At 70.4% G+C, this 25367-nt stretch carries 25 protein-coding genes, 3 pseudogenes and 1 riboswitch; of the genes and pseudogenes, 14 read left to right on the top strand and 14 right to left on the bottom strand.

What is annotated here, in order from left to right; all coding sequences use genetic code 11:
• Positions 1 to 8 precede the first annotated feature (8 nt).
• A pseudogene (locus ACGFWE_RS19725) lies at positions 9 to 1640 on the top strand (IS200/IS605 family accessory protein TnpB-related protein).
• Here the strand turns inward: ACGFWE_RS19725 and ACGFWE_RS19730 are convergent.
• The 5 genes and pseudogenes from ACGFWE_RS19730 to hisN all read right to left on the bottom strand — a co-directional run.
• A pseudogene (locus ACGFWE_RS19730) lies at positions 1638 to 1805 on the bottom strand (ABC transporter permease); the annotation flags it as partial. The pseudogenes ACGFWE_RS19725 and ACGFWE_RS19730 overlap by 3 nt on opposite strands.
• A pseudogene (locus tag ACGFWE_RS19735) lies at positions 1805 to 2020 on the bottom strand (ATP-binding cassette domain-containing protein); the annotation flags it as partial. The pseudogenes ACGFWE_RS19730 and ACGFWE_RS19735, both read right to left, overlap by 1 nt.
• A 232-nt stretch (positions 2021 to 2252) precedes the next feature.
• Positions 2253 to 2669 (bottom strand): Fur family transcriptional regulator, encoded by a 417-nt coding sequence (locus tag ACGFWE_RS19740; protein ID WP_352390265.1) that lies wholly within the window; start codon positions 2667 to 2669, stop codon positions 2253 to 2255.
• A gap of 75 nt (positions 2670 to 2744) precedes the next feature.
• Positions 2745 to 3155, bottom strand: coding sequence for a cyclic nucleotide-binding/CBS domain-containing protein (locus ACGFWE_RS19745; RefSeq protein ID WP_393600585.1), 411 nt, complete (start codon positions 3153 to 3155; stop codon positions 2745 to 2747).
• A gap of 189 nt (positions 3156 to 3344) precedes the next feature.
• The gene (gene hisN, locus ACGFWE_RS19750; RefSeq protein ID WP_352390263.1) at positions 3345 to 4145 is read right to left on the bottom strand and encodes a histidinol-phosphatase; all 801 of its coding nucleotides are present in this window, start codon (positions 4143 to 4145) and stop codon (positions 3345 to 3347) included.
• A gap of 207 nt (positions 4146 to 4352) precedes the next feature.
• Between hisN and ACGFWE_RS19755 the strand changes: the two genes are divergently transcribed.
• Positions 4353 to 4961 (top strand): TetR/AcrR family transcriptional regulator, encoded by a 609-nt coding sequence (locus ACGFWE_RS19755; RefSeq protein ID WP_393600586.1) that lies wholly within the window; start codon positions 4353 to 4355, stop codon positions 4959 to 4961.
• 59 nt (positions 4962 to 5020) lie between these two features.
• Here the strand turns inward: ACGFWE_RS19755 and ACGFWE_RS19760 are convergent, their stop codons facing one another.
• The 4 genes from ACGFWE_RS19760 to ACGFWE_RS19775 all read right to left on the bottom strand — a co-directional run bounded on the left by ACGFWE_RS19760 (position 5021) and on the right by ACGFWE_RS19775 (position 8596).
• Positions 5021 to 5344, bottom strand: coding sequence for a DMT family transporter (locus tag ACGFWE_RS19760; protein ID WP_393600587.1), 324 nt, complete (start codon positions 5342 to 5344; stop codon positions 5021 to 5023).
• Between the two features lie 94 nt (positions 5345 to 5438).
• Complete coding sequence (gene rsgA / locus ACGFWE_RS19765) at positions 5439 to 6449, bottom strand: ribosome small subunit-dependent GTPase A (protein WP_393600588.1); 1011 nt, start codon at positions 6447 to 6449, stop codon at positions 5439 to 5441.
• A gap of 12 nt (positions 6450 to 6461) precedes the next feature.
• Positions 6462 to 7787, bottom strand: coding sequence for a 3-phosphoshikimate 1-carboxyvinyltransferase (gene aroA, locus ACGFWE_RS19770; protein ID WP_352390259.1), 1326 nt, complete (start codon positions 7785 to 7787; stop codon positions 6462 to 6464).
• A gap of 86 nt (positions 7788 to 7873) precedes the next feature.
• Positions 7874 to 8596: a M50 family metallopeptidase gene (locus ACGFWE_RS19775; protein ID WP_352390258.1), complete on the bottom strand. Its 723-nt coding sequence runs from the start codon at positions 8594 to 8596 to the stop codon at positions 7874 to 7876.
• Positions 8597 to 8646: 50 nt separating this feature from the next.
• Between ACGFWE_RS19775 and ACGFWE_RS19780 the strand changes: the two genes are divergently transcribed.
• The 10 genes from ACGFWE_RS19780 to ACGFWE_RS19825 all read left to right on the top strand — a co-directional run bounded on the left by ACGFWE_RS19780 (position 8647) and on the right by ACGFWE_RS19825 (position 18573).
• Positions 8647 to 9462, top strand: coding sequence for an SOS response-associated peptidase (locus ACGFWE_RS19780; RefSeq protein WP_352390257.1), 816 nt, complete (start codon positions 8647 to 8649; stop codon positions 9460 to 9462).
• Position 9463: 1 nt separating this feature from the next.
• A complete protein-coding gene (locus ACGFWE_RS19785) occupies positions 9464 to 10096 on the top strand; it encodes an alpha/beta family hydrolase (protein WP_352390256.1) in 633 nt (210 codons plus the stop codon).
• 257 nt (positions 10097 to 10353) lie between these two features.
• Positions 10354 to 11037 (top strand): RNA polymerase sigma factor SigR, encoded by a 684-nt coding sequence (sigR, locus tag ACGFWE_RS19790; protein ID WP_007384596.1) that lies wholly within the window; start codon positions 10354 to 10356, stop codon positions 11035 to 11037.
• Positions 11034 to 11336 (top strand): mycothiol system anti-sigma-R factor, encoded by a 303-nt coding sequence (rsrA, locus tag ACGFWE_RS19795; protein WP_352390255.1) that lies wholly within the window; start codon positions 11034 to 11036, stop codon positions 11334 to 11336. Before sigR ends, rsrA begins: the two co-directional genes overlap by 4 nt.
• 123 nt (positions 11337 to 11459) lie before the next feature.
• Positions 11460 to 12776, top strand: a complete 1317-nt coding sequence (locus ACGFWE_RS19800) for an HD-GYP domain-containing protein (protein WP_393600589.1) — start codon at positions 11460 to 11462, stop codon at positions 12774 to 12776.
• Positions 12773 to 14032: an HD domain-containing protein gene (locus ACGFWE_RS19805; protein WP_352390253.1), complete on the top strand. Its 1260-nt coding sequence runs from the start codon at positions 12773 to 12775 to the stop codon at positions 14030 to 14032. Before ACGFWE_RS19800 ends, ACGFWE_RS19805 begins: the two co-directional genes overlap by 4 nt.
• 104 nt (positions 14033 to 14136) lie before the next feature.
• Positions 14137 to 15117 (top strand): hypothetical protein, encoded by a 981-nt coding sequence (locus ACGFWE_RS19810; RefSeq protein WP_352390252.1) that lies wholly within the window; start codon positions 14137 to 14139, stop codon positions 15115 to 15117.
• Between the two features lie 73 nt (positions 15118 to 15190).
• The gene (gene def, locus ACGFWE_RS19815) at positions 15191 to 15841 is read left to right on the top strand and encodes a peptide deformylase (RefSeq protein WP_393600590.1); all 651 of its coding nucleotides are present in this window, start codon (positions 15191 to 15193) and stop codon (positions 15839 to 15841) included.
• A 279-nt stretch (positions 15842 to 16120) separates the two neighbouring features.
• The gene (cyc1, locus tag ACGFWE_RS19820) at positions 16121 to 17206 is read left to right on the top strand and encodes an epi-isozizaene synthase (protein WP_352390250.1); all 1086 of its coding nucleotides are present in this window, start codon (positions 16121 to 16123) and stop codon (positions 17204 to 17206) included.
• Positions 17203 to 18573, top strand: a complete 1371-nt coding sequence (locus ACGFWE_RS19825) for a cytochrome P450 (RefSeq protein WP_393600591.1) — start codon at positions 17203 to 17205, stop codon at positions 18571 to 18573. The genes cyc1 and ACGFWE_RS19825 overlap by 4 nt, the downstream gene beginning before the upstream one ends.
• A gap of 4 nt (positions 18574 to 18577) precedes the next feature.
• Here ACGFWE_RS19825 and ACGFWE_RS19830 read toward each other — a convergent pair whose 3' ends face one another.
• Positions 18578 to 19543: a helix-turn-helix domain-containing protein gene (locus ACGFWE_RS19830; protein ID WP_352390248.1), complete on the bottom strand. Its 966-nt coding sequence runs from the start codon at positions 19541 to 19543 to the stop codon at positions 18578 to 18580.
• Positions 19544 to 19635: 92 nt separating this feature from the next.
• Between ACGFWE_RS19830 and ACGFWE_RS19835 the strand changes: the two genes are divergently transcribed.
• Entirely contained in the window at positions 19636 to 19806 is a 171-nt protein-coding gene (locus tag ACGFWE_RS19835; protein WP_352390247.1) for a hypothetical protein, read from the top strand.
• Positions 19807 to 19833: 27 nt separating this feature from the next.
• Positions 19834 to 20610: a hypothetical protein gene (locus tag ACGFWE_RS19840; RefSeq protein WP_393600592.1), complete on the top strand. Its 777-nt coding sequence runs from the start codon at positions 19834 to 19836 to the stop codon at positions 20608 to 20610.
• Here ACGFWE_RS19840 and ACGFWE_RS19845 read toward each other — a convergent pair.
• The 4 genes from ACGFWE_RS19845 to ACGFWE_RS19860 all read right to left on the bottom strand — a co-directional run bounded on the left by ACGFWE_RS19845 (position 20603) and on the right by ACGFWE_RS19860 (position 25347).
• Positions 20603 to 21061, bottom strand: a complete 459-nt coding sequence (locus tag ACGFWE_RS19845) for a hypothetical protein (RefSeq protein ID WP_352390245.1) — start codon at positions 21059 to 21061, stop codon at positions 20603 to 20605. The two genes, ACGFWE_RS19840 and ACGFWE_RS19845, sit on opposite strands and share 8 nt — an antisense overlap.
• Positions 21062 to 21130: 69 nt before the next feature.
• Complete coding sequence (locus ACGFWE_RS19850) at positions 21131 to 22159, bottom strand: ribonucleotide-diphosphate reductase subunit beta (protein WP_352390244.1); 1029 nt, start codon at positions 22157 to 22159, stop codon at positions 21131 to 21133.
• Positions 22159 to 24540, bottom strand: a complete 2382-nt coding sequence (locus ACGFWE_RS19855; protein ID WP_393600593.1) for a ribonucleoside-diphosphate reductase subunit alpha — start codon at positions 24538 to 24540, stop codon at positions 22159 to 22161. Before ACGFWE_RS19855 ends, ACGFWE_RS19850 begins: the two co-directional genes overlap by 1 nt.
• Positions 24541 to 24664: 124 nt before the next feature.
• A riboswitch (cobalamin riboswitch) is annotated at positions 24665 to 24824 on the bottom strand.
• Positions 24825 to 24846: 22 nt separating this feature from the next.
• Positions 24847 to 25347, bottom strand: coding sequence for a GNAT family N-acetyltransferase (locus ACGFWE_RS19860; RefSeq protein WP_352390242.1), 501 nt, complete (start codon positions 25345 to 25347; stop codon positions 24847 to 24849).
• Positions 25348 to 25367 lie beyond the last annotated feature (20 nt).

The following is a 25367-nucleotide window of genomic DNA, read 5'->3' on the forward strand; positions in this document are numbered from 1 at the left end:
GTGACAGGGTGGGTGAACTGAGGAGTCTCGCCGCGCCGTTCCTCGCCTCCGGTCCCAGCGGTGTGGCCGTCCGGACCCGCCTCAAGCAGTTGACGCCCGACGATGAGAAGGTGCTGCGACAGGTCGGCGGGCACCTGGGATCGCTGGCCTCGAAGGATCTCAAGGCCCGTTGCCGCGACGGCCTGGCGCACTCCGGTGCGGCGTGGGCGGCGCGCAAGCGGGAGCTGACGCCCCTGTCGTCGTCGCGGTGGGCGGGCAGTATCACCAAAGCCAGCCACGACCAGTGGGCGCTGGCCCGCCGCTGCCAGTCGGCGCACATCCACAACCTGGAAGCGGGCATCCGCACCATCGAGGACCGGCTGTCCCAGCCGATCGGCCAAAAGGGGACCAAGAAGGCACCGGGGGGTTATCGGTCGCGGCGGGAGTGGCATGCGAAGTCCCGGCGGCTGCGGGTACTGGAAGACCGGCTGGCTGCCGCGCGGGCCGACCGCGACGCCGGAATCGTGCACGTCGTACGCGGTGGCAAGCGTCTGGCCCGCACCCGGCACCACCTGGAGGCGGCCCAGCTCACCGAGGGCGCATGGCGCCGGGGCTGGGAAGCGGAGCGCTGGTTCTGCCAGGCGGACGGGGAGTCCGGCAAGCGCTACGGCAACGAGACGATCCGCATCAGCCCCGACGGTGAGGTGAGCATCAAGCTCCCCGCGCCGCTCACCCATCTGGCGAACGCCCCGCACGGACGGTACGTCCTGGCCTGCCGGGTCGCGTTCGCACACCGAGGCCCCGAGTGGGCCGACCGTGTTGCGGCCGACCGGGCCATCGCCTACCGCATCCACTACGACGTCGGCCGGGACCGCTGGTATGTGACCGCCTCCTGGCAGCTCCCGCCCACCCCCGCCCTCCCCATCGAGGCCGCACTCGCCCATGGCGTGATCGGCCTCGACATGAACGCCGATCACCTCGCCGCCCGGCTCCTCGACGTCCACGGCAACCCGACCGGCGCCCCGCGCCGCTTCTTCTACGACCTCACCGGCACCGCCGAACACCGTGACGCCCAGGTCCGCCATGCCCTGACCCGCCTCCTGCACTGGGCCCGCGCCTGTGATGTGAAGGCGATTGCCGTGGAAGATCTGGACTTCGCCGCCGAGAAGACCCGGGAGAAGCACGGCCGTAAAAGGCGGTTCCGTCAGCTGATCTCCGGCATGCCAACCGGTAAGCTCCGCGCCCGGCTGATGTCGATGGCCGACCAGAGCGGCATCGCGGTCATCGCCGTCGACCCGGCCTACACCAGCCGCTGGGGTGCCGAGCACTGGCAGAAGTCCCTCACCACGAAGAACCGCAAGACCACTCGCCACGATGCTGCTGCCGTGGCGATCGGAAGACGCGCCCAGGGACACCCGATCCGGCGACGGACGGCACCGCCCCCTGCTCACCGGAGTGATGAGCAGGGGCATCGGACCGTCCAGGCCCGACCGGGCGTCCCCGGGCGTGAGGGAACCCGCCCCCGCATCCCCGGACCACGGACACGATCCGTCGGCGCCGGACGCGGAGCGAACGCGGGCAACCAGAACGCCCAACACCGTTCGGGGCGTTCGGCTGAGCACGAGACCTGGCAACAGGACTCACTCCCGCTCAGTCCCTAGGAACGGTTCCAGGGCTGCTCTGACCAGGGGCAGCGAGCCCATCAGGAGGCCCAGGGCGTAGCCCGTCACCGTGCCGAGGGCGTAGCCCGCCAGGACGCGCTTCAGGGTCGCCCACACGTCCGGCCACAGGTCACCGGCGGCCGCGCGGTCCCAGCCGTCGGCTAGTCCTGGAAGATCATGGCCGCCGGGCGGGCCGAGGTCGTGCGGATCTCGAGGGTGCCCGTGCTCGGCCTGAGCAGGCCCGCGGCGATGCGCAGCAGGGTCGATTTGCCGCAGCCCGAGGGACCGACCAGGCAGACGAACTCGCCGGGCGCGACGCTGAGGTCGAGGGGGCCGAGGGCGTCGACCGAGCGGGGCGGACGGCCGAAGGTGCGGGTCAGGGCGGTGGCGTGGAGTTTGGGGCGCGGAGGGTCCGGGGCGGGGTGCGGTGACCGTTCTTCTGTGGTGGGTTCGGGGCGCGGATCTCCCACGGTTGCTCCTTGCGGAGTTCGGTACGGAGAGGGGTGGCCGCACGACGATATGACGACCCGTCAGATTCAGGAACCCTGTGGACAGCACAAAGCCCCGGCGTCCGCGAGGGGTGCCGGGGCTTCGGGGTTTCGGTGCAGGCTGTTACGCGGCAGCGCAGTTCGGGCACACGCCCCGGTACGTCACCTCGACGTCCGAGACGGTGAAGCCGAAGCGCTCCGAGTCGGGCAGCTCGGCCAACGGGTTGCCCGTGGGGTGCACGTCCCGGATGGCGCCGCACTGGGCGCAGACCAGGTGGTGGTGCGGCTGGTGCGCGTTCGGGTCGTACCTCTTGGCTCGCTTGTCGGTGGCGACTTCGAGCACCTCGCCGAGGGAGACCAGCTCGCCCAGCGTGTTGTAGACGGTCGCCCGGGAGATCTCGGGCAGCTTGGCCACGGCGCGCGCGTGGACCTCGTCGGCCGTCAGGTGGACGTGTTCGCCGTCGAGGACCTCGGCCACGACGCGCCGCTGCGCGGTCATCCGCCATCCGCGGCCGCGCAGTCGTTCCAGAAGGTCGCTCATGCGCACCAGCCTAACAGCTGGAGACCAGAACCCGAATGGATGTGAGTTTGGAAGGCTGCTCGATTTGGATTGAGTCTAATGCGAGGAGCCGGTGGCGGCCGGTACGCGCTCCCGTGCCGGTGCCCAGCAGCGGATGATGTCGCGGACCGAGACGATGCCGGTGGGCTCGCCGCGGTCCAGCACGATGAGGTGCCGGAAGCCGCCGTGGGCCATCGCCTGCGCGGCCTCCTCCAGGGTCCAGGTCGGAGTGGCGAAGACGACGTCGGTGGTGGTGTGGGCGTGGGCGTACTCCGTGTCCGGGCTCTGGCCGAGGCCCACGGAGTTCAGGATGTCGCGCTCGGTCAGAATGCCGGTGCCGGTGCCGTCGGGATCGAGGACCACGGCCGCGCCCACCCGGCGGGCGGACATCAGGGCGGCGGCCTGGCGGAGAGTGTGGGTGGGGCCGATGGTGAGGACCACCGTGCTCATGGCGTCGCGGACGAGCATGGGTTCGCAGTCACCTCCTGGGAACCAATGAGTTCGTTCATTGGTTCACAAGTTCACAAATGAGGGTCCCCTCAGAGTCGCAGGTAAAGCGACGGTCAACAAGAGGGCGCGCGTCGCCGATTGAGGGCGTGCGCGCTCAGATGTGATTCCCGCAAGCGCTCCTCAAGCCCTAGTAGCGCTCGTTGAGCCCTAGTAGCGCTCGTTGAGATAACCCAGGAACTCGTCGTGGAGCAGGCCGTTGGAGGCGGCGGCGTTGCCGCTGTGCGGGCCCGGGCGGCCGTCGAGGCCGGTGAAGGTGCCGCCGGCCTCCGTGACGACGATCGCGTTCGCGGCCATGTCCCACAGGGACAGCTCCGGTTCCGCGCAGATGTCGATCGAGCCCTCGGCGACCATCATGTACGGCCAGAAGTCGCCGTACGCGCGCGTGCGCCACACCTCGCGGGTCAGGTCCAGGAAGCCGCCCAGGCGGCCCTGGTCCTCCCAGCCGGTGAGGGAGGAGTACGCGAAGGAGGCGTCGGTGAGCCTGCCGACCTTGGAGACGTGGAGGCGAGTGGCGGAGGTGAGGCTGCGGCCGCTGAAGGCGCCGTTCCCCTTCGCGGCCCACCAGCGACGGCCGAGGGCCGGGGCGGAGACCACGCCGACGACGGGCTGGTAGCCGCCCTCCGCCACCTCCATCAGGGAGATCAGGGTCGCCCAGACCGGCACGCCCCGGACGTAGTTCTTGGTGCCGTCGATGGGGTCGATGACCCAGCGGCGCGGGCCGGTGCCCTCGATGCCGTACTCCTCGCCGAGGATGGCGTCGCGGGGGCGGGCGCGCTTGAGGTGACCGCGGATGAGTTCTTCCGCCGCCTTGTCCGCCTCACTGACCGGGGTCATGTCCGGCTTTGTCTCGACCTTGAGGTCCAGTGCCTTGAAGCGGGCCATGGTGGTCGCGTCGGCCGCGTCCGCGAGGACATGGGCGAGGCTGAGGTCGTCGAGGTAGTCGGGCATGTGGCGAACGGTATCTGCCGGTGCAGGGATGGGGCCAGCGGGCCCGGGTGTGACGCCGCCGTGGGTTCCTGCTGGCAGAGCCGGGGTTCGGCTCGCCCGCGTCGGCGAGCCGCCACCGCGCACGCCCCTTCGTGCCGTCGCGAACCCTTGACAGTGCCCCCGTGCGCGTCAAATCTGGGCGCAGAGCTGCTTGCTCCCTGGGAGGCGATGATGCCTGCTGCGCGGGAATCGCTGCTGGACGCCGCTTACACGGCGTTGGCGCGTCGGCCGTGGTCCGCCGTGAGGATGGTGGATGTCGCGGCGACGGCCGGAGTGTCCCGGCAGACGCTGTACAACGAGTTCGGGAGCAAGGAAGGGCTGGCCCGCGCGCTGGTGAGACGAGAGGCCGACGGCTATCTCGTCGGCGTCGACCGGGCGCTCACCACGCACGGCGACGCCCGGGAACGGCTGACCGCGACCGCCGAGTGGACCACCGCCTCCGCCCGGGAGAACGCGCTGGTACGGGCCATGCTCACCGGCTGCTGGAGCGAGCGGCTGCCCTCGCCGACGCTCTCGGGCGTGCCGTCCTCCTCCGCCGTACCGGCACAGCGCCGGGCCGACGGACCGCTGCCGTCACCCGGCGAATTCGTGGCGCTGGTGCGCGACCGCGCCGTCTCCGTCCTCGCCGGACCCGGCGTCCACAAGTCGGACGTCCCCGAACTCACCCGCTCCTGCGAACTCGCCGTCCGGCTCGCCCTGTCCTGCGTGGCGGCCCCGCCGGGCGAGGGCGGGGTCGCGGACCTGGTGCGCAGCGCGCTGCACCGGCAGCCGGTGTGAAGCGGTGCATGAACCGGGCGCCGGTGCTTGAACCGGGCCCAGGGCCCTTCTGATGGGACCTAGTGCGACGAGCCCGACAGCTGGAGGCCGATCACTCCTATGATCACCAGGCTGATCGAGACGATCTTCAGCGTCGACACCAGGTCGTCGAGGAAGATCATCCCGTAGATCGCGGTGCCCGCCGCGCCGATGCCGGTCCACACCGCGTACGCGGGGCCGACGTCCAGCTTCCTCAGGGACAGGGTCAGCAGGCCGAAGCTGCCGAGCGCGAAGATGCAGAACGCGACCGTCGGCCACAGCCGGGTGAAACCGTGGGAGAGCTTCAGACACACGGCGAAACCGGTCTCCAGCAACCCGGCCACCACCACCAGCAGCCACGCCATGTGCTGTCCTCCCGTATGTCCGGCTCGGTGCGAGTATGCACTTACCGAACTCGCGTACACCCAAACAACGCGGAGGTCAGTCCCCGGGCCCCCGTCAGTCCCCCTCCGTCCGCTCGCGTGTCGAGAGCAGTCGCCGCAGGGAGTACAGCCGGGCCGGATCCGCGTGGCCCTCGGCCACCCACGCGTCCAGCGCGCAGTCCGGCTCATCATGACTGCACGCGCGCGGACAGCCCTCGGTTCCCGGCACCAGGTCGGGAAACGCCAGGATCACGCGGGAGGGGTCCACGTGGTGGAGGCCGAACGACCGTACGCCCGGGGTGTCGATCACCCAGCCGGCGTCACCGGCCAGCGGGAGCGCCAGCGCCGAGGTCGTGGTGTGGCGGCCGCGGCCGGTCACCGCGTTCACATGGCCCGTCACACGGCGCTGCTCCACCGGAACCAATGTGTTGACCAGTGTCGTCTTGCCCACGCCCGAGTGACCGACGAACGCCGTGATCTTGCCGTCGAGATGGTCGCGCACCACGTCCGCCGCGCTGCCGCTCTCCAACTCCTCGCGGCTGGTGACGACGTACGGGATGTCCAGATGGCCGTACAGCTCCAGCAGCTTGTCGGGCTGGGCCAGGTCCGACTTCGTCAGGACCAGCAGCGGGGTCAGGCCGCCGTCGAAGGCGGCCACCAGGCAGCGGTCGATCAGGCGCGGGCGGGGTTCGGGGTCGGCGAGGGCCGTGACGATGGCGAGCTGATCGGCGTTGGCGACGACCACGCGCTCGTACGGATCGTCGTCGTCGGCCGTGCGGCGCAGGACCGAGGTGCGCGGCGAGATGCGGACGATGCGGGCCAGGGTGTCCTTCTCGCCGGAGAGGTCGCCGACGATGTCCACCCGGTCCCCGACGACCGCGGCCTTGCGTCCCAGTTCGCGGGCCTTCATCGCCATGACGACCCGGCCGTCGACGAGACAGGTCAGGCGACCGCGGTCGACGGTGAGGACCATGCCCTCGACCGCTTCCTCGTGCTTGGGGCGGATGTTCGTACGCGGCCGGTTGCCCTTGCGGTTGGGGCGGCTGCGGATGTCGTCCTCGTCGGTGTGCTTGCCGTAGCGGCGCATGGCGTGAGTCCCCTACGCCTTCTCGCTCCCGAGCATCCCGCTCCACAGGTCCGGGAAGTCCGGCAGGGTCTTGGCCGTCGTCGCGACGTTCTCGATCTGTACGCCCTCGACCGCGAGGCCGATGATCGCGCCGGCCGTGGCCATGCGGTGGTCCTCGTAGGTGTGGAAGATCCCGCCGTGCAGCCGGCGCGGGCGGATGCGCAGGCCGTCGGCGGTCTCGGTGACGTCACCGCCGAGTTCGTTGATCTCCTTGGTGAGCGCGGCCAGCCGGTCCGTCTCGTGCAGGCGCAGATGCGACACCCCGCGCAGGGTGGAGGGGGAGTCCGCGAGGGCCGCCACAGCCGCGATGCCGGGGGTCAGCTCACCGACCTCGCCGAGGTCGACATCGATGCCGTGGATCGCACCCGAACCGGTGAACACCAGGCCGTACTCGGTGAGTTCGCAGGAACCGCCCATTTCGGTGAAGATCTCGCGCAGCCGGTCACCGGGCTGGGTGGTGCGGGCCGGCCAGTCCGGGATCACGACCTTGCCGCCGGTCACCAGGGCCGCCGCGAGGAACGGCTGGGCGTTGGAGAGGTCGGGCTCGACGGTGAGGTCCCGGCCCAGCAGAGCGCCCGGCGTGACCCGCCAGACGTTCGGCTCGCCGCCCGACTCCGGGGTGTCAACCTGGGCGCCGACCGCGCGCAGCATGTCCACCGTCATCCGGATGTGCGGCATCGAGGGCAGGGTCGAACCCACGTGCCGGACCTCGACGCCCTGGTTGAAGCGCGGGCCGGAGAGCAGGAGCGCCGACACGAACTGGGACGACGAGGACGCGTCGATCTCGACCGGGCCGCCGTCCAGGGCGCCCACGCCGTGCACCGTGAGCGGCAGCGCTCCGCGGCCGTCGTCGTCGATCCGCGCGCCGAGGACGCGCAGGGCGTCGATCACACCGGTCAGCGGGCGTTCGTACGACCTCGGGTCGCCGTCGAAACGGATGGGGCCGTCGGCGAGCGCGGCGACCGGCGGCAGGAAGCGCATCACCGTGCCGGCGTTGCCGACGTCCACCGTGGCCGGGCCGCGGAGGCCCGCCGGCAGCACCCGCCAGGTCTCGCCGGTGCCGTCGGGGCCCACGCCCTCCTCGATGCCCACGCCCATCTCGCGCAGGGCCGCCGCCATGAGGAGGGTGTCGCGGGAGCGGAGGGGGCGGCGCAGCCAGCCCGGCTCGGAGGCCAGGGCCGCCAGTACCAGTGCGCGGTTGGTGACCGACTTCGACCCCGGGACGTGGACCGTGGCGTCGACGGCTCCACTCGCGTGGGGGGCGGGCCAGAGGGCGGTGTCTGAGGGGTTCAGGGCCATAGGGTCACTTTAGTAGGGGGCCGCCCGTCGAGTGCGCCGCCGTCGTGGCCGGCCGCACCCCGGTGACGTCGCTCCTTCGGGGCCTGTCACACCTCCAGCAACCACCGTCCGCCGCCTATCAGGGAACACAGGCTCACCGCGTGGAACAGGAACAGCCACAGCCCCGCCGGCACGTGCGTCAGGCGGGACAACTGGTCCGCGTCCGAATCACCCGCGCCGCCCCTCGCCCGCTTCGCCTGTAGCTCGAAAGCGGGACGTACCCCGCCCAGCAGCAGGAACCACACCACCGCGTACGCGAACGCCGCCTGCACCTGGGATCCGGCGAGCCAGGACACCACCACGAAGGTGCCGCCGGTGAGCACCACCGTGAGCGCCCCGTACGCGTTGCGGATCATCACCAGCAGGGCCACCAGCAGGGCCGTCGCCGCCCACAGCAGCAGGGTGATGCGGCCGGCGGAGAGCAGGGCGGCGCCGCCGAGGCCGAGCAGCGGGGGAGCGGTGTAACCGGCCGCCGCGGTGAGGATCATGCCGATGCCGTGCGGCTTGCCCCGGCTGACCGTGAGCCCGCTGGTGTCGGAGTGCAGCCGTATCCCGGTGAGCTGACGCCCGGTGAGCAGGGCGACCAGGCCGTGGCCGCCCTCGTGGGCGATGGTGATGGCGTTGCGCGAGAGCCGCCACAGCGTATGGGGGACCACTATGGCGAGCGCCGCCGCCATGGTGCCGAGCACCACCCACAGGTCGGGGTCGGGCTGCAGGCCGATGAGCCGGTCCCAGAGGTCGGGCAGCGCGGTCGATGCGGTGCTGTCCATGTTTCCCGGTGGCTCCCTCTGGTCGTACGGAGTCTGGCAGTGTGGCACGTATGTGCGGACGGTATGCAGCCAGTCGTGGGCCCGAGGATCTCGCAGGAATCTTTGAGATCGAGAAGTGGGAGCCCGAGGAGACCCTGGAGCCCGACTACAACGTGGCCCCGACCAAGGAGGTCTATGCCGTCCTCGACCGTCCCCTGAAGGACGCCGAGGACCCGCGGCCGGTTCGGCAGCTGCGGAAGCTGAAGTGGGGGCTGGTCCCGAGCTGGTCGAAGACCCCCGAGGGCGCGGCCCGGATGATCAACGCGCGCGCGGAGACCGTGCACGAGAAGCCGTCGTACAAGAGGGCCTTCGCCACCCGCCGCTGCATCATCCCGGCCGACGGCTACTACGAGTGGGTCACCGGCTCCGGCGAGCGGGAGCTGGAGGTCGAGGGGAAGAAGAAGCGGCCGCGCAAGCAGCCCTACTTCGTGCTGCCCGCCGACGGTTCGGTGTTCGCGATGGCCGGGCTGTACGAGTTCTGGCGGGACAAGACCCTGCCCGACGACCATCCGCTGGCCTGGTGGGCGACCTGCTCCGTGATCACCACCGAGGCGGAGACCGGCCCGCTGGCCGTCTCCCCGGCCGACGGCCCGCGCTCCCTCACCGACATCCACCCCCGGATGCCGCTGATGCTGACCCCGGACCGCTGGGACACCTGGCTCGACCCGTCCCGCACGGACCTGGAGGACCTGCGCTCGCTGCTCGCGCCCCCGCCCGAGGGGCTCATGCGGGCCTACCCGGTCTCCACCGCCGTCAGCAACGTCCGCAACAACGGGCCCGAGCTGCTGAAGGAGCTGGAGGGGCCGGAAGAGGGCACACTCTTCTGACGTGACCACCACGGAGATCATCAGCACCGAGGCCGGGGACGCCCGCATCACCTGGCACCCGGCGCGCACCGCACGGCTCGTGCTGGCCGTCAGCCATGGCGCCGGCGGCGGCATCGAGGCGCGGGACCTCCAGGCGCTCGCCGACACGCTGCCGCGGCACCGAGTGACCGTCGCCCTCGTCGAGCAGCCCTGGCGGGTGGCCGGCAAGAAGGTCGCGCCCGCGCCGAAGACGCTGGACGCGGGATGGCGGGGCGTCTGGCCCGCTCTCGGGGCGCCCGGCCTGCCGGTGATCTCCGGCGGGCGCAGCGCCGGGGCCCGCGTCGCCTGCCGTACGGCCGTGGAGCTGGGCGCCGCCGCGGTCCTCGCCCTGAGCTTCCCGCTGCACCCGCCGGGCAGGCCGGAGAAGTCCCGCGCCGCGGAACTGCTCGGATCCGGGGTGCCCACCCTGGTTGTCCAGGGCGGCAACGATCCGTTCGGGAAGCCGGCGGAGTTCCCGGACGGGTCCTTCGAGCTGGTCGAGGTGCCCCGCGGCGATCACGGCTTCGCCGTGCCGAAGCGGGCGGAGATCACGCAGGAGGAAGCCGTGACGGTTGTCACCGACGCGGTCTTGAAGTGGGCCGGGTCACTGGGGTAAAGGCCCGGGAATGTTGGGCCGCGGACCTCTGTTGAGGCGGACAGAAGCGCTGAAGACACGGCGCGGACCGTCGTAGAGAGGAAGTCCGCCGCATGGGTTCGACCTTCTGCCCGAGCCGCAGCAGCCGCGCTGACCTGGACTGGACAGTGCTGCATGCGGCCAAGACCACCTCTATTCGAGGGGCGGCAGGGACGGGTAGTCGTCTATCCTCCAATTCCGGTGGCATCGGTTTCGGTGCTGCCCGGAATCTTGAGGAGGTGGGTCCGGTCACTGGGATCGACGCAGGGACCGACAACGGCCAGGCGGAGCAGCCCGAGGGCCAGGGCGCGAGCACGGAGTCCACTGCGGAGCGCACCGCGCGCTTCGAGCGGGACGCGCTCGAATTCCTCGACCAGATGTACTCGGCCGCGCTGCGCATGACGCGCAACCCGGCCGACGCCGAAGACCTGGTGCAGGAGACGTACGCCAAGGCGTACGCGTCCTTCCACCAGTTCCGTGAGGGGACCAACCTCAAGGCGTGGCTGTACCGGATCCTCACGAACACGTTCATCAACTCGTACCGCAAGAAGCAGCGCGAACCCCAGCGCTCCGCGGCCGAGGAGATCGAGGACTGGCAGCTCGCCCGCGCCGAGTCGCACATGTCGACCGGTCTGCGCTCCGCCGAGTCGCAGGCGCTCGACCACCTGCCCGACTCGGACGTGAAGGAAGCGCTCCAGGCGATCCCCGAGGAATTCCGCATCGCCGTCTACCTCGCTGACGTAGAGGGCTTTGCGTACAAGGAGATCGCGGACATCATGGGGACACCCATCGGAACGGTGATGTCCCGACTGCACCGTGGCCGCCGCCAACTGCGCGGCATGCTCGAGGACTACGCCCGTGAGCGCGGGCTCGTCCCGGCCGGTGCCGGAGAGTCGAACGAAGCGAAAGGCTCGGGCTCATGAGCTGCGGAGAGCCGCACGAGACGGACTGCAGTGAGGTACTCGATCATCTCTACGAGTTCCTCGACAGTGAGATGCCGGACGTCGATCGCGTCAAGTTCAAGCAGCACTTCAGCGAGTGCTCGCCGTGCCTGGAGAAGTACGGTCTCGAAGAGGCCGTGAAGAAGCTCGTCAAGCGGTGCTGCGGCCGGGACGACGTGCCGACCGACCTGCGCGCCAAGGTCCTGGGGCGGCTCGACCTGATCCGCTCCGGACAGACCGTGCCGGAGCACGACGTGACGGCCTCTTCCCAGGAATCCTGAACCCCCTCCAGGGCACGAGCTCTCGTCACCCGAACGTGCTAATCGGCAGGTGATCGGCCCACGCCGCCTCCCCTCGTCGTCCTAGGCTCCTCGCAGCTGTGCGGACTGGGGCGGAGGGGCGACATGGAGGCGGTGCCGGCACGCGCGCGTGCGTACGTCGCCTGTGTCGCCGCAGCCGCACTGCTGTGTCTGCTGCCGCTGCCGGCCGTCCGCACCCTCTGGTGGGAGCTCGCCCTGCTCGCCGCGCTGTACGCCGGCTGCGAGCAGGCCGCCGCCCGCCGGAGGCTCACCGGCACCTTCTACCCGGTCCTGCTCGCCGGCGCCTTTCTGCTGCCGCCCCCGGCCGCCGCCCTCGTGGCGCTGCCGGGGGCGCTGCTGTCCCCGGTCGAGCGGAGCCCCCGAGCGCTGCGCCGCATCTGGCGGGCCGCGCAGCTCGCGGTGAGCGTGTGGGCCGCCACGCGGGTGCACGGGGCGATGGGCGGCCGGGACGCGGTCGCGGCCGCCGACTTCCCGTACGCGCTGCTGCCCGCCGGCGCCGCGGTGCTGGCCTTCTGTCTGGTGCTGAGCGTCCTGGACGGGGGCATCCTGGCGCTCGCCGAGAGGATTCCCGTACGGCGGGCCTGGCGCGGCCTGTTCCTCCGCTCCCTCGCCCCCGTCGCCGTCCACGGGCTGGCCGGGCTCATGATGGCCGTGCTGTGGCGCAGCCCCTACGGTCCCGTCGCCGCGTTGCTCGTCCTGCTGCCGATGTGCGTGTCGTGGTGGGTGTTCGCGCAGTACCACCGGGAGCGGGCCGCCCACCAGGCCACCATCCGGGCGCTGGTGCAGGCCGTCGACATCAAGGACGAGTACACCCGCGGGCACAGCGAGCGGGTCGGGCAGGCGTCGATGATGATCGCGCGGGAGCTCGGCATGGACGACGCCCGCACCGAAGTGCTGCGGTTCGCCGGGATCCTGCACGACGTGGGCAAGCTCGGCGTGCCGACGCGGCTGCTGAGGAAGGACGGACCGCTGACCCCCGAGGAGCGGCGGGTCATCGAGCTGCACCCCGAGTACGGGCACGAGATGGTGCGGGGCATCTCCTTCCTCGGGGAGGCCCGGGCCGCCGTGCTGCACCACCATGAGCGGCTGGACGGGAGCGGGTACCCCTACGGGCTGGTGGGTGCTCAGATCCCGGAGTCGGCACGGGTGGTGGCCGTGGCCGACGCCTTCGACGCGATGACCTCCACCCGCTCCTACCGGCGGGCCCGGCCCGTCGGCGCCGCGCTGGAGGAGCTGGAGCGGTGCGCGGGCAGCCAGTTCGACCCCCGGATGGTGACGGCCCTCGTCCGCGCCCTGTCCCGGCACGGCTGGCATCCGGCGGTCACGGCGGACGAGGCCGACGGAACCGGTGTGCCGCGCCCCCGCCCGACGACCACAGGGCGGCCCGGGGTACGCCGGTGAGCGCCCGGAAGGCGTCCCGTCGGCTGCCGCCGCTCCTCACCCTCGTCCACACCTGTGCCGCCCTGCTCGCTCTCGGCTCCCTCGCCCTCGTCCTGTGGACCGGACTCGAGGAGCGCGGCACCGCCCTCGCCTTCGGGGTGCTGATCACCGTCGGTGAGCTCAACCGGCGCAGCGGCCCCCACGTCAGGGAGGCCGCGCCGCTGGGTGCCGCCGGGGCACTGTCGTACGCCCTGCTCGGCGAGGACGCCGGCACGCCCACGCATCACGGCGTCACCCAGGCCGTCACCGTCGTCCTCGCCGCCTCCCTGGTCGGCAGCGTGCCGCACGTCGGACGCGGGCAGGGGCCCACCGCCGACCAGCTCGCCCGCCGGGTGCTCACCGTCGGGTTCGCCGCCGTGTGCTTCCAACCCCTCTACAACCAGGGGACCTTCACCCAGTGGGGCGGCCCCGCCTACGCCCTGCTCCTGCTCGCCCTGCTCTCGCTGACCGCACTGTGCGACGCGGTGCTCGCCGCCGCCCTCGCGCACTCCCGCACCCGCTGGCCCTTCGGCCCGCTGCTCAGGGACGAGCTGCGGTCCCTCCTGGGCATCGGTTCCGCCGTCGTGGCCACCGGCGCCGTGATGGCGCTCGCGGTCGCCGTCGCGGGACTGTGGGCGCTGCCCGTGTTCTCGGTGCCGCTGCTCCTCACCCAGCTCTCCGTCCGCCGGTACGCCGCCGTCCGCTGCACCTACCGGCAGACCATCGCCTCCCTCGCCCGCGCCACCGAGATCGCCGGGTACACGCCCGCCGGGCACGCCCGCAGGGTCGCCGCGCTCTGCCGGGAGGTCGGGCGCGACCTGGGGATGTCCCGGCCCGAGCTCACCGTCCTGGAGTACGCCGCCCTGATGCACGACATCGGCCAGCTCAGCCTCGTCGACCCGGTGCCCGCGGGTGCCACCGCCGCCCTGCCCCTCGCCGAACAGCGCCGCATCGCGCTGCTCGGCGGGGCCGTCGTACGGCAGACGGGCGTCGACGCGGCCGTCGCCGTGGTCGTGGAGCGGCAGGCCGACCCCTGCCGGGAGCAGCCGCTGGCCGCGCGGATCGTGCGGGCGGTCAACGCCTACGAGGAGAAGGCGCGGGACGCCGGACCCGGTGGGCCGCTGACCGCGCTGGAGGAGCTGCGCCTGGGCACCGCGGGGGACTACGCTCCGGAGGTCGTGGAAGCGTTGGCCCGGGTGCTGTCGAGGGACTGTCTGACCTCGCCCGTGACGGGGTAACCCATGGGTAATGAGCGCCCTTCCAAGCACACGTGGTTGGATGCGAGAGAGAGGGTGTCCGGGGGCACAGCCAGCCCACTCGACGGAACCGGCAGGCGGGAATCGTGAGGATCTTCGGCAAGGGACGGCACCGGCCCTCCGCCTCCTGGCGGCAGGCCACCGACCGCGCGTTCACGCTGATCGGCGACGGCCGGTACGAGGACGCGGGCGCGCTGCTGACACGTGCCGCGGACCTGGAGCCCTGGCTGTCCGAGTCCTGGTTCAACCTCGCCCTCCTGCACAAGTTCCGGCACGACTGGGAGCAGGCGCGGGCCGCGGGCCTGCGGGCCGTCGCGCTGCTCGACCGGGAGACCGGGGCGCCCGACTGGTGGAACGTCGGCATCGCGGCGACCGCGCTCCAGGACTGGCCGCTGGCCCGGCGTGCCTGGCAGGCGTACGGGCTGCGGGTGCCTGGTGGGGCGACCGCGTCCGGTGAGCCCGTCGGCATGGACCTCGGCAGCGCGGCCGTACGGCTGTCCCCCGAGGGCGAGGCCGAAGTGGTGTGGGGGCGGCGGCTGGACCCGGCCCGTGTCGAGGTGCTGTCCATCCCGCTGCCGTCGTCCGGGCGCCGCTGGGGCGAGGTCGTGCTCCATGACGGGGTGCCGCACGGCGAGCGGACCACGGCGTCCGGGCACGCCTATCCCGTCTTCGACGAGATCGAGCTGTGGGCTCCCTCGCCCGTGCCGACCTGGGTGGTCCTGCTGGAGGCGGCCACCGAGGCGGACCGGGACGCGCTGGAGCAGCTCGCGGCGGACGCCGGGTTCGCGGCGGAGGACTGGTCGTCGTCGGTACGGCTGCTGTGCCGGATGTGCTCCGAGTCGCGGATGCCGTCCGACGAGGGCGACGGGGAGCACCTGGACCCGCACGACCACAGCGAGCCGGGACACCCCGGACCGCTGGGGCACCGCACGGACGGGCAGTTGTGGGTGCCGGAGCGGGAGTGCGGGGTGGCTGCGCCGGCCTCGCTGGTCCGTGGGCTGTTGGACGGTTGGGTCGCTGACAGTCCGGATTCTCGTGACTGGCGGGATCTCGAAGAGGTCTGCTGAACATTCGCCGTACCCTGTATCAGCACCACACCCCCCATGTTCTTTGTTTGTGCAGGAAGGCGATCCGTAGGTCATGGCCCAGCAGGACACCGATCAGCAGCACGCGGGCGTGCTCCCCGTCGACGACGAGGGGTTCGTCATCGACACCGAGGACGCCGAGGAGCGGGAGAACGCCTGGCGTGAGCGCGGCACCTCGCGGCCCATCACCGTCGTCGGGAACCCCGTGCTGCACAAGGAGTGCAAGGACGTCACCGAGTTCGGTGAGGAGCTCGACCAGCTGGTCGCGGACATGTTCGCCAGCCAGCGCACCGCCGAGGGGGTCGGCCTCGCCGCCAACCAGATCGGCGTCGACCTGAAGGTCTTCGTGTACGACTGCCAGGACGACGAGGGCCGGCGGCACGTGGGTGTCGTCTGCAACCCGAAGCTCGTGGACCTGCCTGCGGAACAGCGCCGCCTCGACGACAGCAACGAGGGCTGCCTGTCGGTGCCCACCGCGTACGCGCCGCTCGCCCGCCCCGACTACGCCGAGGTCACCGGGCAGGACGAGAAGGGCAACCCGGTCAAGGTCCGCGGCACCGGCTACTTCGCCCGGTGCCTGCAGCACGAGACCGACCACCTGTACGGCTACCTCTACATCGACCGTCTCTCCAAGCGCGAACGCAAGGACGCGCTGCGGCAGATGGCCGAGAACGAGCCCCGCTACCCCGTGGTCGCCAACGACTGAGTCCCACCGCTCCCGCACACCCGGCGCCTGTTCAGGGATCACTCCCCGAACAGGCGCCGTTCGTCTGTGCGTCGCACGTTCGATCGGATGTGCTCACATAGTGATCCGGTTCAGGTCACATGAGGGGAGAATCCCGACACCGTGGGGTAGTGAATGAAGCAAATCCATTCCCAGAATGGTCAGTTGTGGTGCTGAATGGGAAGTGCGGGGATACGCAACGGCGCACGCCCGCTTCAGCGCAGGGGTGTGTGCCAACTGGCGGCTGGAAGGGGTTTGTTCGTGTCTGCTTTCCCACACAGCACCACATCGACGCCGACGGCGATCGCGGTTCCACCGTCGCTCTCTCTCCCGGTGATCGAGGCAGCGTTTCCCAGGCAACTGCATCCGTATTGGCCCAGCCTCCAGGAGAACACCCGTACCTGGCTTCTGGAAAAACGGCTCATGCCGGCGGACAAGGTGGCCGAATATGCCGACGGACTGTGCTACACGGACCTCATGGCGGGGTACTACCTCGGCGCCCCCGACGAGGTCCTCCAGGCGATAGCGGACTACAGCGCGTGGTTCTTCGTCTGGGACGACCGGCACGACCGCGACATCGTCCACCGCCGTTCGCGGGCGTGGCGGCGGCTGAGGTTCCGCTTGCACGCGGCGCTCGACTCGCCACGGGACCATCTGCACCACGAGGATCCGCTGGTCGCCGCCTTCGCCGACTGCATGGTGCGGCTGTACTCGTTCCTGCCCCGGACGTGGAACACCCGGTTCGCCGGTCACTTCCACGACGTGATCGAGGCCTACGACCGGGAATTCCGCAATCGCACCAGGGGAACCATTCCCACGGTCAAGGAATACCTGGCACTGCGCCGCCTCACCTTCGCGCACTGGATCTGGACGGATCTGCTGGAGCCGAGCGCGGGATGCGAACTCCCGGACGGGGTGCGGAAACATACGGCATACCGGCGGGCGGCCCTGCTCAGCCAGGAATTCGCCGCCTGGTACAACGACCTCTGTTCACTCCCCAAGGAAATCGCGGGAGACGAGGTACACAATCTCGGCATCAGTCTCATCAAACACCAGGGGCTGACCCTCGAAGAGGCGATCGGAGAAATGCGGCGGCTGATCGAGAAATGCGTGGATGCATTCCTCGTGGCCGAGGCCGACGCCCTCCTTCTCGCCGACAGTCTCGACGACGGCACCGTGCGCGGGAAGGAACTGAGCGCCGCCGTCCGGGCCTGCGTCCGCAATATGCGCAACTGGTTCAGCACCGTCTACTGGTTCCACCACGAGTCCGGCCGTTACATGGTCGACAACTGGGACGACCGGTCCACGCCCCCGTACGTCAACAACGAAGCGGCAGGTGAGAAATGACCGTCGAATCCGTGAAACCCGAAGCCACGGTGGCTCCCGAGTCGGGTGAGCCGCCGTTCGCGGGCGGGGGCGTCCCCGTCCTCGGCCACGGCTGGCGTCTGCTCCGTGATCCGCTGAGCTTCCTGTCCGGGCTGCGGCGGCACGGCGAGGTCGTACGCCTCCGGCTCGGCCCCAAGTCGGTGTACGCGCCCACCACCCCGGAACTGACCGGAGCCGTGGCCCTCAACCCCGACTTCGTCATCGCCGGGCCGCTGTGGGAGTCCCTGGAGGGGCTGGTCGGCAAGGAGGGTGTGGCCACCGCGAACGGCCCGCAGCACCGGCGGCAGCGGCGCATCATCCAGCCCGCGTTCCGGCTCGACGCCCTCCCGGCGTACGGGCCGATCATGGAGGAGGAGGCGCACGCGCTCGCCGAGCGCTGGCAGCCCGGTGAGACGGTCGACGCCACCCTGGAGTCCTTCCGGGTCGCCGTGCGCATCGCGGCCCGCTGTCTGCTGCGCGGCGACTACATGGACGAGCGCGCCGAGCGGCTGTGCGTCGCGCTCACGACCGTCTTCCGGGGCATGTACCGGCGGATGGTGATACCCGCCGGGCCGCTGTACAAGCTGCCCCTGCCGGCCAACCTCGCATTCAACCGCGCGTTGGCCGATCTGCATCTCGTGGTCGACGAGATCATCGCCGAACGCCGGGCATCCGGTCAAAAGCCGGACGATTTGCTGACGGCATTGCTGGCGGCCAAGGACGCGAATGGCGACCCCATCGGGGAACAGGAGATCCACGACCAGGTCGTCGCGATACTCACCCCCGGCGGCGAAACCGTCGCGTCCACGATCATGTGGCTGCTTCAGGTGCTCGCCGAACACCCCGAACACGCGGACAAGGTGTGCGCGGAAGTCGAATCGGTCACCGGTGGCCGTCCTGTGGCATTCGACGACGTACGGTCGCTCAGGTACACGACCTATGTGGTGGTCGAGACCATGCGATTGTGGCCCGCGGTATGGATATTGACGCGGCGGGCGGTGCGCGACACCGAACTCGGTGGCTATCGCATTCCGGCCGGGTCCGACATCGTCTACAGTCCGTACGCGATCCAGCGCGACGCGAAGTCCTTCGACGACAGCGCGGAGTTCGATCCTCTGCGCTGGAGTCCCGACCGCGCCAAGTCGGTTCCGAAACACGCCATGAGCCCGTTCAGCACCGGGAACCGGAAGTGCCCGAGCGACCACTTCTCGATGGCCCAGCTGACGCTGCTCACGGCGGCGCTGGCCCGGAAGTACCGCTTCGAGCAGGTGGCCGGCTCCGACGACACCCCCCGGCCGGGCATCACGCTGCGGCCGAACCGGCTCCTGGTGCGGCCCGTGCCGAGGTGACGGGTCAGGCGGCCGCCTCCGGGCCCTGGAAGGTGCGCCGGTAGGCGTTCGGCGTGGTGCCCACCGTGCGCAGGAACTGGTGACGCAGCGCGGCCGCGGTGCCGAAGCCGGCGCGGCCCGCGATCGTGTCCACCGTCTCGTCCGTCGCTTCCAGCAGCCGCTGGGCCAGCAGCACCCGCTGGCGCAGGATCCAGCGGTAGGGAGTCGTACCCGTCTCCTGCTGGAAGCGGCGGGCGAAGGTGCGCGGGGACATGTGCGCGCGCTCGGCGAGCTGCTCGACGGTGACCTCCTCGTCGAGGTGCTGCTCCATCCACACGAGCACCTCGCCGACGGTGTCGCACGTCGACCGGGGCAGCGGCCGCTCGATGTACTGCGCCTGTCCGCCATCCCGGTGCGGCGGTACGACCATCCGCCGGGCGATCTTGTTGGCGACCTCGGGACCCTGCTCCTTGCGCACGATGTGCAGACAGGCGTCGATACCGGCGGCGGTGCCCGCGGAGGTGATCACCGGGTCCTCGTCGACGTACAGGACGTCCGGCTCGACCGTCAGCCGCGGGTACGCGAGCGCCAGCTCCTCCGCGTGGTGCCAGTGCACGGTGCAGCGCCGTCCGTCGAGCAGTCCGGCGGCGGCGAGCAGGAAGACGCCGGAGCACACGCTGAGCACCCGCGCCCCGCGGTCGACCCCGTCGCGCAGGGCCTGGAGCAGCTCCGGCGGAAACTCCCGCGTCTCGTAGTCGGCGCAGGCCGGCACGGCGATCAGATCGGCCGACTCCAGCCGCTCCAGGCCGTGCTCGACCTGCAGGGTGAAGCCCGAGCGCGAGGTCAGCCGGGGCCCCTCGCCCGAGGCGACCGCGAAGTCGTACACGGGCAGTCCGTCGTCACTGCGGTCGGTTCCGAAGACCTCGCAGACCACACCGAGCTCGAAGGGATTCACGCCGTCCAGGACGACGGCCGCCACGTTCTTCAGCATGCTGCCAGTGTGCCTCAAAGGTGGCAGTAAATCGAGGGTGTGCGGCAGTCCTGCCACTGTTTGTCAGGAGTCTGCGGCGCGACAGTAGTGACATGACTACCGCACAGACACAAGGACTGATCGGAATGCTGACTGTTCTCGGAATCCTCGTCCTCCTGGTCCTCCCGTCGGTGATCGGGATCCTGCACGACCGCCGGATGGACCGTCAGATCAAGCGGGCCTACGAGTACCGGGCCGCACGCAGGACGACGCGCACCGTCTAATCTCTCCTGAACCATCAGGGGAGGAACATGAGACACAGACTGTGGGCCGTGGCAGGCGGGGCGGCAGCCCTGACCCTGCTCACGGCCACCGGCGCCCACGCCGAGGGCGAGGGTGACATCAGGGTCACCAAGACGGTGGTGAACAAGGGCGGCAACGTGATCATCGGTACCGCGAAGACCGTCACGTACCCGATCGCGATCACCATCAAGGACGACTCGGGCGTCAAGAAGATCACCGATCTCAGCACGTTCAACAGATCCAACGGCTACGGCTTCATCGACTGGAACGGCGACTCTTCCTGCGTGAGGAAGAGTTCGACGACGTCCGTGTGCACGGGCACGATGACGGTCGACCCCGGCTGGATCGCCGCGAGCGACGACATCGACAGCAACAGGGTCGCCGGTGTCTGGCAGGTCAACGCCACCGTCAAGGCCAACGACGGCGACTACTGGATCTCGGACGACATCGCCGAGTACAAGGTCAAGCGGGCCGCGCAGCTCACCACCGACGCGACCCCCGAACCCGTCGCCAAGGGCGCCCAGCTCACCGTCAAGGGCAAGCTCTCCCGGGCCAACTGGGAGGACCTGAAGTACCACGGCTACCCCGGCCAGGCGGTCAGGCTCCAGTTCCGCGCGGCCGGTGCCGCCCACTACAGCACGGTCAAGACCGTGAAGACGGACAACGTGGGCCGGCTCGGCACCAAGGTGACCGCCACGTCGGCGGGCAGCTGGCGCTGGTACTTCCCCGGCACCACGACGACCTCGCTGAAGGTGTCGGCCGCGGACGCGGTCACGCTCAGGTGATCAGCACGGTGACCCGCCACTCCTGAATGCCCTTGCAGGAGATGCCGCCGGTCCCGGTGGCACACAGGGGACGCTGTGAACTCAGCCGGACCCGGCCCGCCGAGACCGCCTTGTACGCGGAGCTCGCGTCACCGGGCAGCAGGACGATGCCGCTGTTGGTGGCCTCCAGACCGCTGCCGTCGACGGCGACCGGCTTCCAGGGCCGGTTCCTGGTCCCGTCCAGGCTGATCCGGATCGTGTCACCCACCGTGAGGCACACGGTGTCCCCGCTGTCGGTGGCACCGAGTTCCGCCCGGGTCGTGCATCCGGTCGCGGTGGGTGTGGCGGTGGGGGAGGACGGCGACACACTGTCGCCGCCTCCCCCCTTCCCGTTCCCGGCGTCGGTGCCGCAGCCCGCGAGGAGCAGCGTCAGTGTCGCGAGGGCGAGGGTCGTCTTGCGGATCGGGCGCATGGATGGCCTCCTTCCCCCTTGGACGTACCACCCACGTGCCCGGATCCACCGATTTTTGAAGATGTCCCGTCAGAAGTCCTCGTCCAGGTCGACCGTGCCCTCCACGGCCACCTGGTACGCGGACGGGCGCCGCTCGAAGAAGTTGGTCAGCTCCTGGACACCCTGGAGCTCCATGAAGGAGAACGGGTTCTGCGAGCCGTACACCGGCGCGAAGCCGAGCCGCGTCAGTCGCTGGTCGGCCACGCACTCCAGGTACTGCCGCATCGACTCGGTGTTCATGCCGGGCAGTCCCTCGCCGCACAGGTCGCGTGCGAACTGCAGCTCCGCCTCCACGGCCTCCGCCAGCATGTCGGTGACCTGCTGCTGGAGCCGGTCGTCGAAGAGCTCGGGCTCCTCCTTGCGGACGGTGTCGACCACGTCGAAGGCGAAGGACATGTGCATGGTCTCGTCGCGGAACACCCAGTTGGTGCCGGTGGCGAGACCGTGCAGCAGACCCCGGCTGCGGAACCAGTAGACGTAGGCGAAGGCGCCGTAGAAGAAGAGGCCCTCGATGCACGCGGCGAAGCAGATCAGGTTGAGCAGGAAGCGGCGGCGGTCGGCCTGGGACTCCAGCCGGTCCAGCTTCTCCACCTCGTTGATCCACCGGAAGCAGAACTCCGCCTTCTCGCGGATCGAGGGGATGCTCTCGACGGCGTCGAAGGCCGCCGCCCGGTCCTCAGGGTCGGGGAGGTAGGTGTCGAGCAGCGTCAAGTAGAACTGGACGTGGACGGCCTCCTCGAAGAGCTGCCTGCTCAGGTACAGGCGCGCCTCGGGCGAGTTGATGTGCTTGTACAGCGTGAGCACCAGGTTGTTCGCGACGATCGAGTCGCCGGTCGCGAAGAAGGCCACCAGGCGGCCGATGAGGTGCTGCTCGGCGGGGCTGAGCTTCGCCAGGTCGGAGACGTCCGAGTGGAGGTCGACCTCCTCGACGGTCCAGGTGTTCTTGATGGCGTCCCGGTAGCGCTCGTAGAAGTCCGGGTAGCGCATCGGGCGCAGGGTCAGCTCGAAGCCCGGGTCGAGCAGGTTTTTGGAAGGCACAGTCTTGGCTCCGCTGGTCATTACTGGCAGGCCTCGCAGGACTCGGGGTTCTCAAGGGAGCAGGCGACCGCGTCTTCGGGGGCCGGCTGCTGGACGGGCACCGTCGCCTGTGCGGCGCGGGCGATCCGGGTCGCCGGGCGCGAGCGCAGGTAGTACGTCGTCTTCAGCCCGGACTTCCAGGCGTACGCGTACATCGAGGAGAGCTTGCCGATGGTCGGCGTCTCCAGGAAGAGGTTCAGGGACTGCGACTGGTCGAGGAACGGGGTCCGCGCCGCCGCCATGTCGATCAGAGCGCGCTGCGGGATCTCCCACGCCGTCCGGTACAACGCCCGTACGTCTCCGGGGATCCACGCGAAGTCCTGCACCGAGCCGTTCGCGTCGCGCAGCGCCTCACGGGTGCGGGCGTCCCACACGCCGAGCTCCTTGAGCTCCTTCACCAGATACGAGTTGACCTGGAGGAACTCGCCGGACAGCGTCTCGCGCTTGAACAGGTTGGAGACCTGCGGCTCGATGCACTCGTACACCCCGGCGATCGAGGCGATGGTGGCGGTGGGCGCGATGGCGAGCAGGAGGCTGTTGCGCAGACCCGTGGTGGCCATGCGCTCGCGCAGTGCCGCCCAGCGCTCCGGCCAGGTGAGGTCCGTCGCGTAGTGGTCGGGGTGCAGAACCCCTTGTGCCGTACGGGTCTTCTCCCAGGCCGGCAGCGGGCCGCTCCGCTCGGCGAGGTCGGCGGAGGCCTCGTAGGCGGCGAGCATGACCCGCTCGGCGATCCGGGTGGAGAGCCGCTTGGCCTCGGGGGAGTCGAAGGGCAGGCGCAGCTTGAAGAAGACGTCCTGCAGGCCCATCGCGCCGAGACCGACGGGACGCCATTTGGCGTTGGAACGGCCCGCCTGCTCGGTCGGGTAGAAGTTGATGTCGACGACCCGGTCGAGGAAGGTCACGGCGGTGCGGACGGTGGCGTCCAGCCGCTCCCAGTCCATGTCGCCGGTCGTCGTGTCGGCGAACGCGCCGAGGTTCACCGACCCCAGGTTGCAGACCGCCGTCTCCCCGTCGTCCGTGACCTCCAGGATCTCCGTGCAGAGATTGGAGGAGTGGACGGTGTGGCCGGGCAGGGCCGTCTGGTTGGCCGTGCGGTTGGCGGCGTCCTTGAAGGTCATCCAGCCGTTGCCGGTCTGCGCGAGGGTGCGCATCATCCGGCCGTAGAGGTCACGCGCGGGGATCGTCTTCTTCGCGAGCCCCGCGGCCTCGGCCTTGCGGTACGCCGCGTCGAACTCCTCGCCCCACAGGTCGACCAGCTCGGGCACATCGGCCGGCGAGAAGAGCGACCACTCGGCGTCCGCGTTCACCCGGCGCATGAACTCGTCCGGCACCCAGTGCGCGAGGTTCAGGTTGTGCGTACGACGGGCGTCCTCACCGGTGTTGTCCCTGAGCTCCAGGAACTCCTCGATGTCGGAGTGCCAGGTCTCCAGGTAGACCGCGGCCGCGCCCTTGCGCCGGCCGCCCTGGTTCACGGCGGCCACCGAGGCGTCGAGGGTCTTCAGGAACGGGACGATGCCGTTGGAGTGCCCGTTGGTGCCGCGGATCAGCGAACCGCGGGAGCGGATGCGGGAGTAGGCGATGCCGATGCCGCCGGCGTGCTTGGAGAGCCGGGCGACCTGGTGGTAGCGGTCGTAGATGGAGTCCAGCTCGTCCTTGGGGGAGTCCAACAGGTAGCAGGACGACATCTGGGGGTGCCGGGTGCCGGAGTTGAAGAGGGTGGGGGAGGAGGGGAGGTAGTCGAGGCGGCTCATGAGCCGGTAGAGCGCGGCGACTTCGTCCAGGGCGCGCGGGGTGTCGTCCTCGGCGAGCCCGGACGCCACCCGGAGCATGAAGTGCTGGGGGGTCTCGATGACCTTGCGGGTGATCGGGTGCCGCAGGAGGTAGCGGCTGTACAGGGTGCGCAGGCCGAAGTAGCCGAAGCGGTCGTCGGCCTCGGTGTCGACCAGCGCGTCGAGCCGCTCGGCGTGGATGCGCACGAACTCGGCGGTCCGGTCCGCGATGAGACCCTCGCGGTGGCCGACGGCGACCGAGCCGGTGAACGAGGTCACGCCCTGCGAGGCGGCCTCGGCGGCGATGGAGACGGTCAGCAGCCGGGCCGCCAGCCTGCTGTACGCGGGGTCCTCGGAGATGAGGCCGGCCGCCGCCTCGGTGGCCAGCTCGCGCAACTCCACGACCATTTCGGGGGAAGCCGCACGCGAGGAACGGCCCCGCAGCGCGGCGGCGGCGACCCGGCCGGGGTCGGCGTCGGGGAGGTCGGCGGTCAGCGCGGTCAGGGTCCGCAGCAGGGCGGCACCGGGGCCGTCGTGGTCCTGCTGTGCGGTCCGCTCGGTCGCTGAGGCCGGATCGGCCGGCGCGATGGTCACGTGGGGCACTCCCTCGCTGGGCACGGGGGCCTCGCGGAGGGCAGGGGGCAGCACACGAGCGCGCACGGCGTCGCGTCCACCGGCCCATTCCACGAGGCCCGGACGTCATGACACCCGGGCCGGTGCGGCACGGGCGGCTGTCGGCAGGTCCTCGGACTGACGCTCATGTGCGCTTATGCACGCATGAGTACACCGTTGCGGGACAGTTCCGGATTCGCACCGGATTCCCCTGCGGCGACAGCGAGCATGAGCATACATCTTGTGCCGGGTGAGGAAAGCAGGCCCATATGTTGTGTCGCGGTGACTTCAGAGCGTCAACTCATAGGCGAGAAGCGTGAACTCGTCGCCGGGGATCGGCTTCCAGTCGCGCTCGGGGGCGCGGGTGAAGCCGAGGCGTTCGTAGATGCGGTGGGCGGTGTGCATCGTGGGCTGGGTGCACAGGACGATGCCGGTGGTGGCCGCGGTCCCGGCGCGCTCGACGCAGGCCTGGACGAGGGCTTGTCCCACGCCTCTGCCGCGGGCCGCGTGAGCCACCGCGAGCATGCGGATCTCCGCCTCGCCGGGGCGGGCGAGGTCGGCCAGCGGGCCGCCGGAGGGGACGAAGGTGACCGTGCCGAGGACGGTGTCGTCCGCCACGGCCGTCAACACGTCCGCGGCGGCAGCCCGCTTGGCCACGTCCCTGAGCTCTTCGAGGTACCAGTCGCTGTCGCCGAACAGCAGGAGGCCGTCCTGGAGATAGGCCTGGGCGGTGATCTCGCCGAGGGTCTCGTACTCGGCGGGTTGCGCGGTCCGGATCACGATGTCCATGCCGGTGAGTGTGCCCGACG

The sequence above is a fragment of the Streptomyces sp. NPDC048523 genome (assembly GCF_043199815.1).
GTDB lineage: Bacteria > Actinomycetota > Actinomycetes > Streptomycetales > Streptomycetaceae > Streptomyces.

Excerpts from the sequence above, each read along its gene's own strand:
- ACGFWE_RS19740 (WP_352390265.1), bottom strand. The coding sequence starts at position 2,669 with ATGAGCGACCTTCTGGAACGACTGCGCGGCCGCGGATGGCGGATGACC.
- ACGFWE_RS19745 (WP_393600585.1), bottom strand. The coding sequence starts at position 3,155 with ATGCTCGTCCGCGACGCCATGAGCACGGTGGTCCTCACCATCGGCCCC.
- hisN (WP_352390263.1), bottom strand. The coding sequence starts at position 4,145 with ATGCCCGACTACCTCGACGACCTCAGCCTCGCCCATGTCCTCGCGGAC.
- ACGFWE_RS19755 (WP_393600586.1), top strand. The coding sequence starts at position 4,353 with ATGATGCCTGCTGCGCGGGAATCGCTGCTGGACGCCGCTTACACGGCG.
- ACGFWE_RS19760 (WP_393600587.1), bottom strand. The coding sequence starts at position 5,344 with ATGGCGTGGCTGCTGGTGGTGGTGGCCGGGTTGCTGGAGACCGGTTTC.
- rsgA (WP_393600588.1), bottom strand. The coding sequence starts at position 6,449 with ATGCGCCGCTACGGCAAGCACACCGACGAGGACGACATCCGCAGCCGC.
- aroA (WP_352390259.1), bottom strand. The coding sequence starts at position 7,787 with ATGGCCCTGAACCCCTCAGACACCGCCCTCTGGCCCGCCCCCCACGCG.
- ACGFWE_RS19775 (WP_352390258.1), bottom strand. The coding sequence starts at position 8,596 with ATGGACAGCACCGCATCGACCGCGCTGCCCGACCTCTGGGACCGGCTC.
- ACGFWE_RS19780 (WP_352390257.1), top strand. The coding sequence starts at position 8,647 with ATGTGCGGACGGTATGCAGCCAGTCGTGGGCCCGAGGATCTCGCAGGA.
- rsrA (WP_352390255.1), top strand. The coding sequence starts at position 11,034 with ATGAGCTGCGGAGAGCCGCACGAGACGGACTGCAGTGAGGTACTCGAT.
- ACGFWE_RS19800 (WP_393600589.1), top strand. The coding sequence starts at position 11,460 with ATGGAGGCGGTGCCGGCACGCGCGCGTGCGTACGTCGCCTGTGTCGCC.
- def (WP_393600590.1), top strand. The coding sequence starts at position 15,191 with ATGGCCCAGCAGGACACCGATCAGCAGCACGCGGGCGTGCTCCCCGTC.
- ACGFWE_RS19825 (WP_393600591.1), top strand. The coding sequence starts at position 17,203 with ATGACCGTCGAATCCGTGAAACCCGAAGCCACGGTGGCTCCCGAGTCG.
- ACGFWE_RS19830 (WP_352390248.1), bottom strand. The coding sequence starts at position 19,543 with ATGCTGAAGAACGTGGCGGCCGTCGTCCTGGACGGCGTGAATCCCTTC.
- ACGFWE_RS19835 (WP_352390247.1), top strand. The coding sequence starts at position 19,636 with ATGACTACCGCACAGACACAAGGACTGATCGGAATGCTGACTGTTCTC.
- ACGFWE_RS19840 (WP_393600592.1), top strand. The coding sequence starts at position 19,834 with ATGAGACACAGACTGTGGGCCGTGGCAGGCGGGGCGGCAGCCCTGACC.
- ACGFWE_RS19845 (WP_352390245.1), bottom strand. The coding sequence starts at position 21,061 with ATGCGCCCGATCCGCAAGACGACCCTCGCCCTCGCGACACTGACGCTG.
- ACGFWE_RS19850 (WP_352390244.1), bottom strand. The coding sequence starts at position 22,159 with ATGACCAGCGGAGCCAAGACTGTGCCTTCCAAAAACCTGCTCGACCCG.
- ACGFWE_RS19860 (WP_352390242.1), bottom strand. The coding sequence starts at position 25,347 with ATGGACATCGTGATCCGGACCGCGCAACCCGCCGAGTACGAGACCCTC.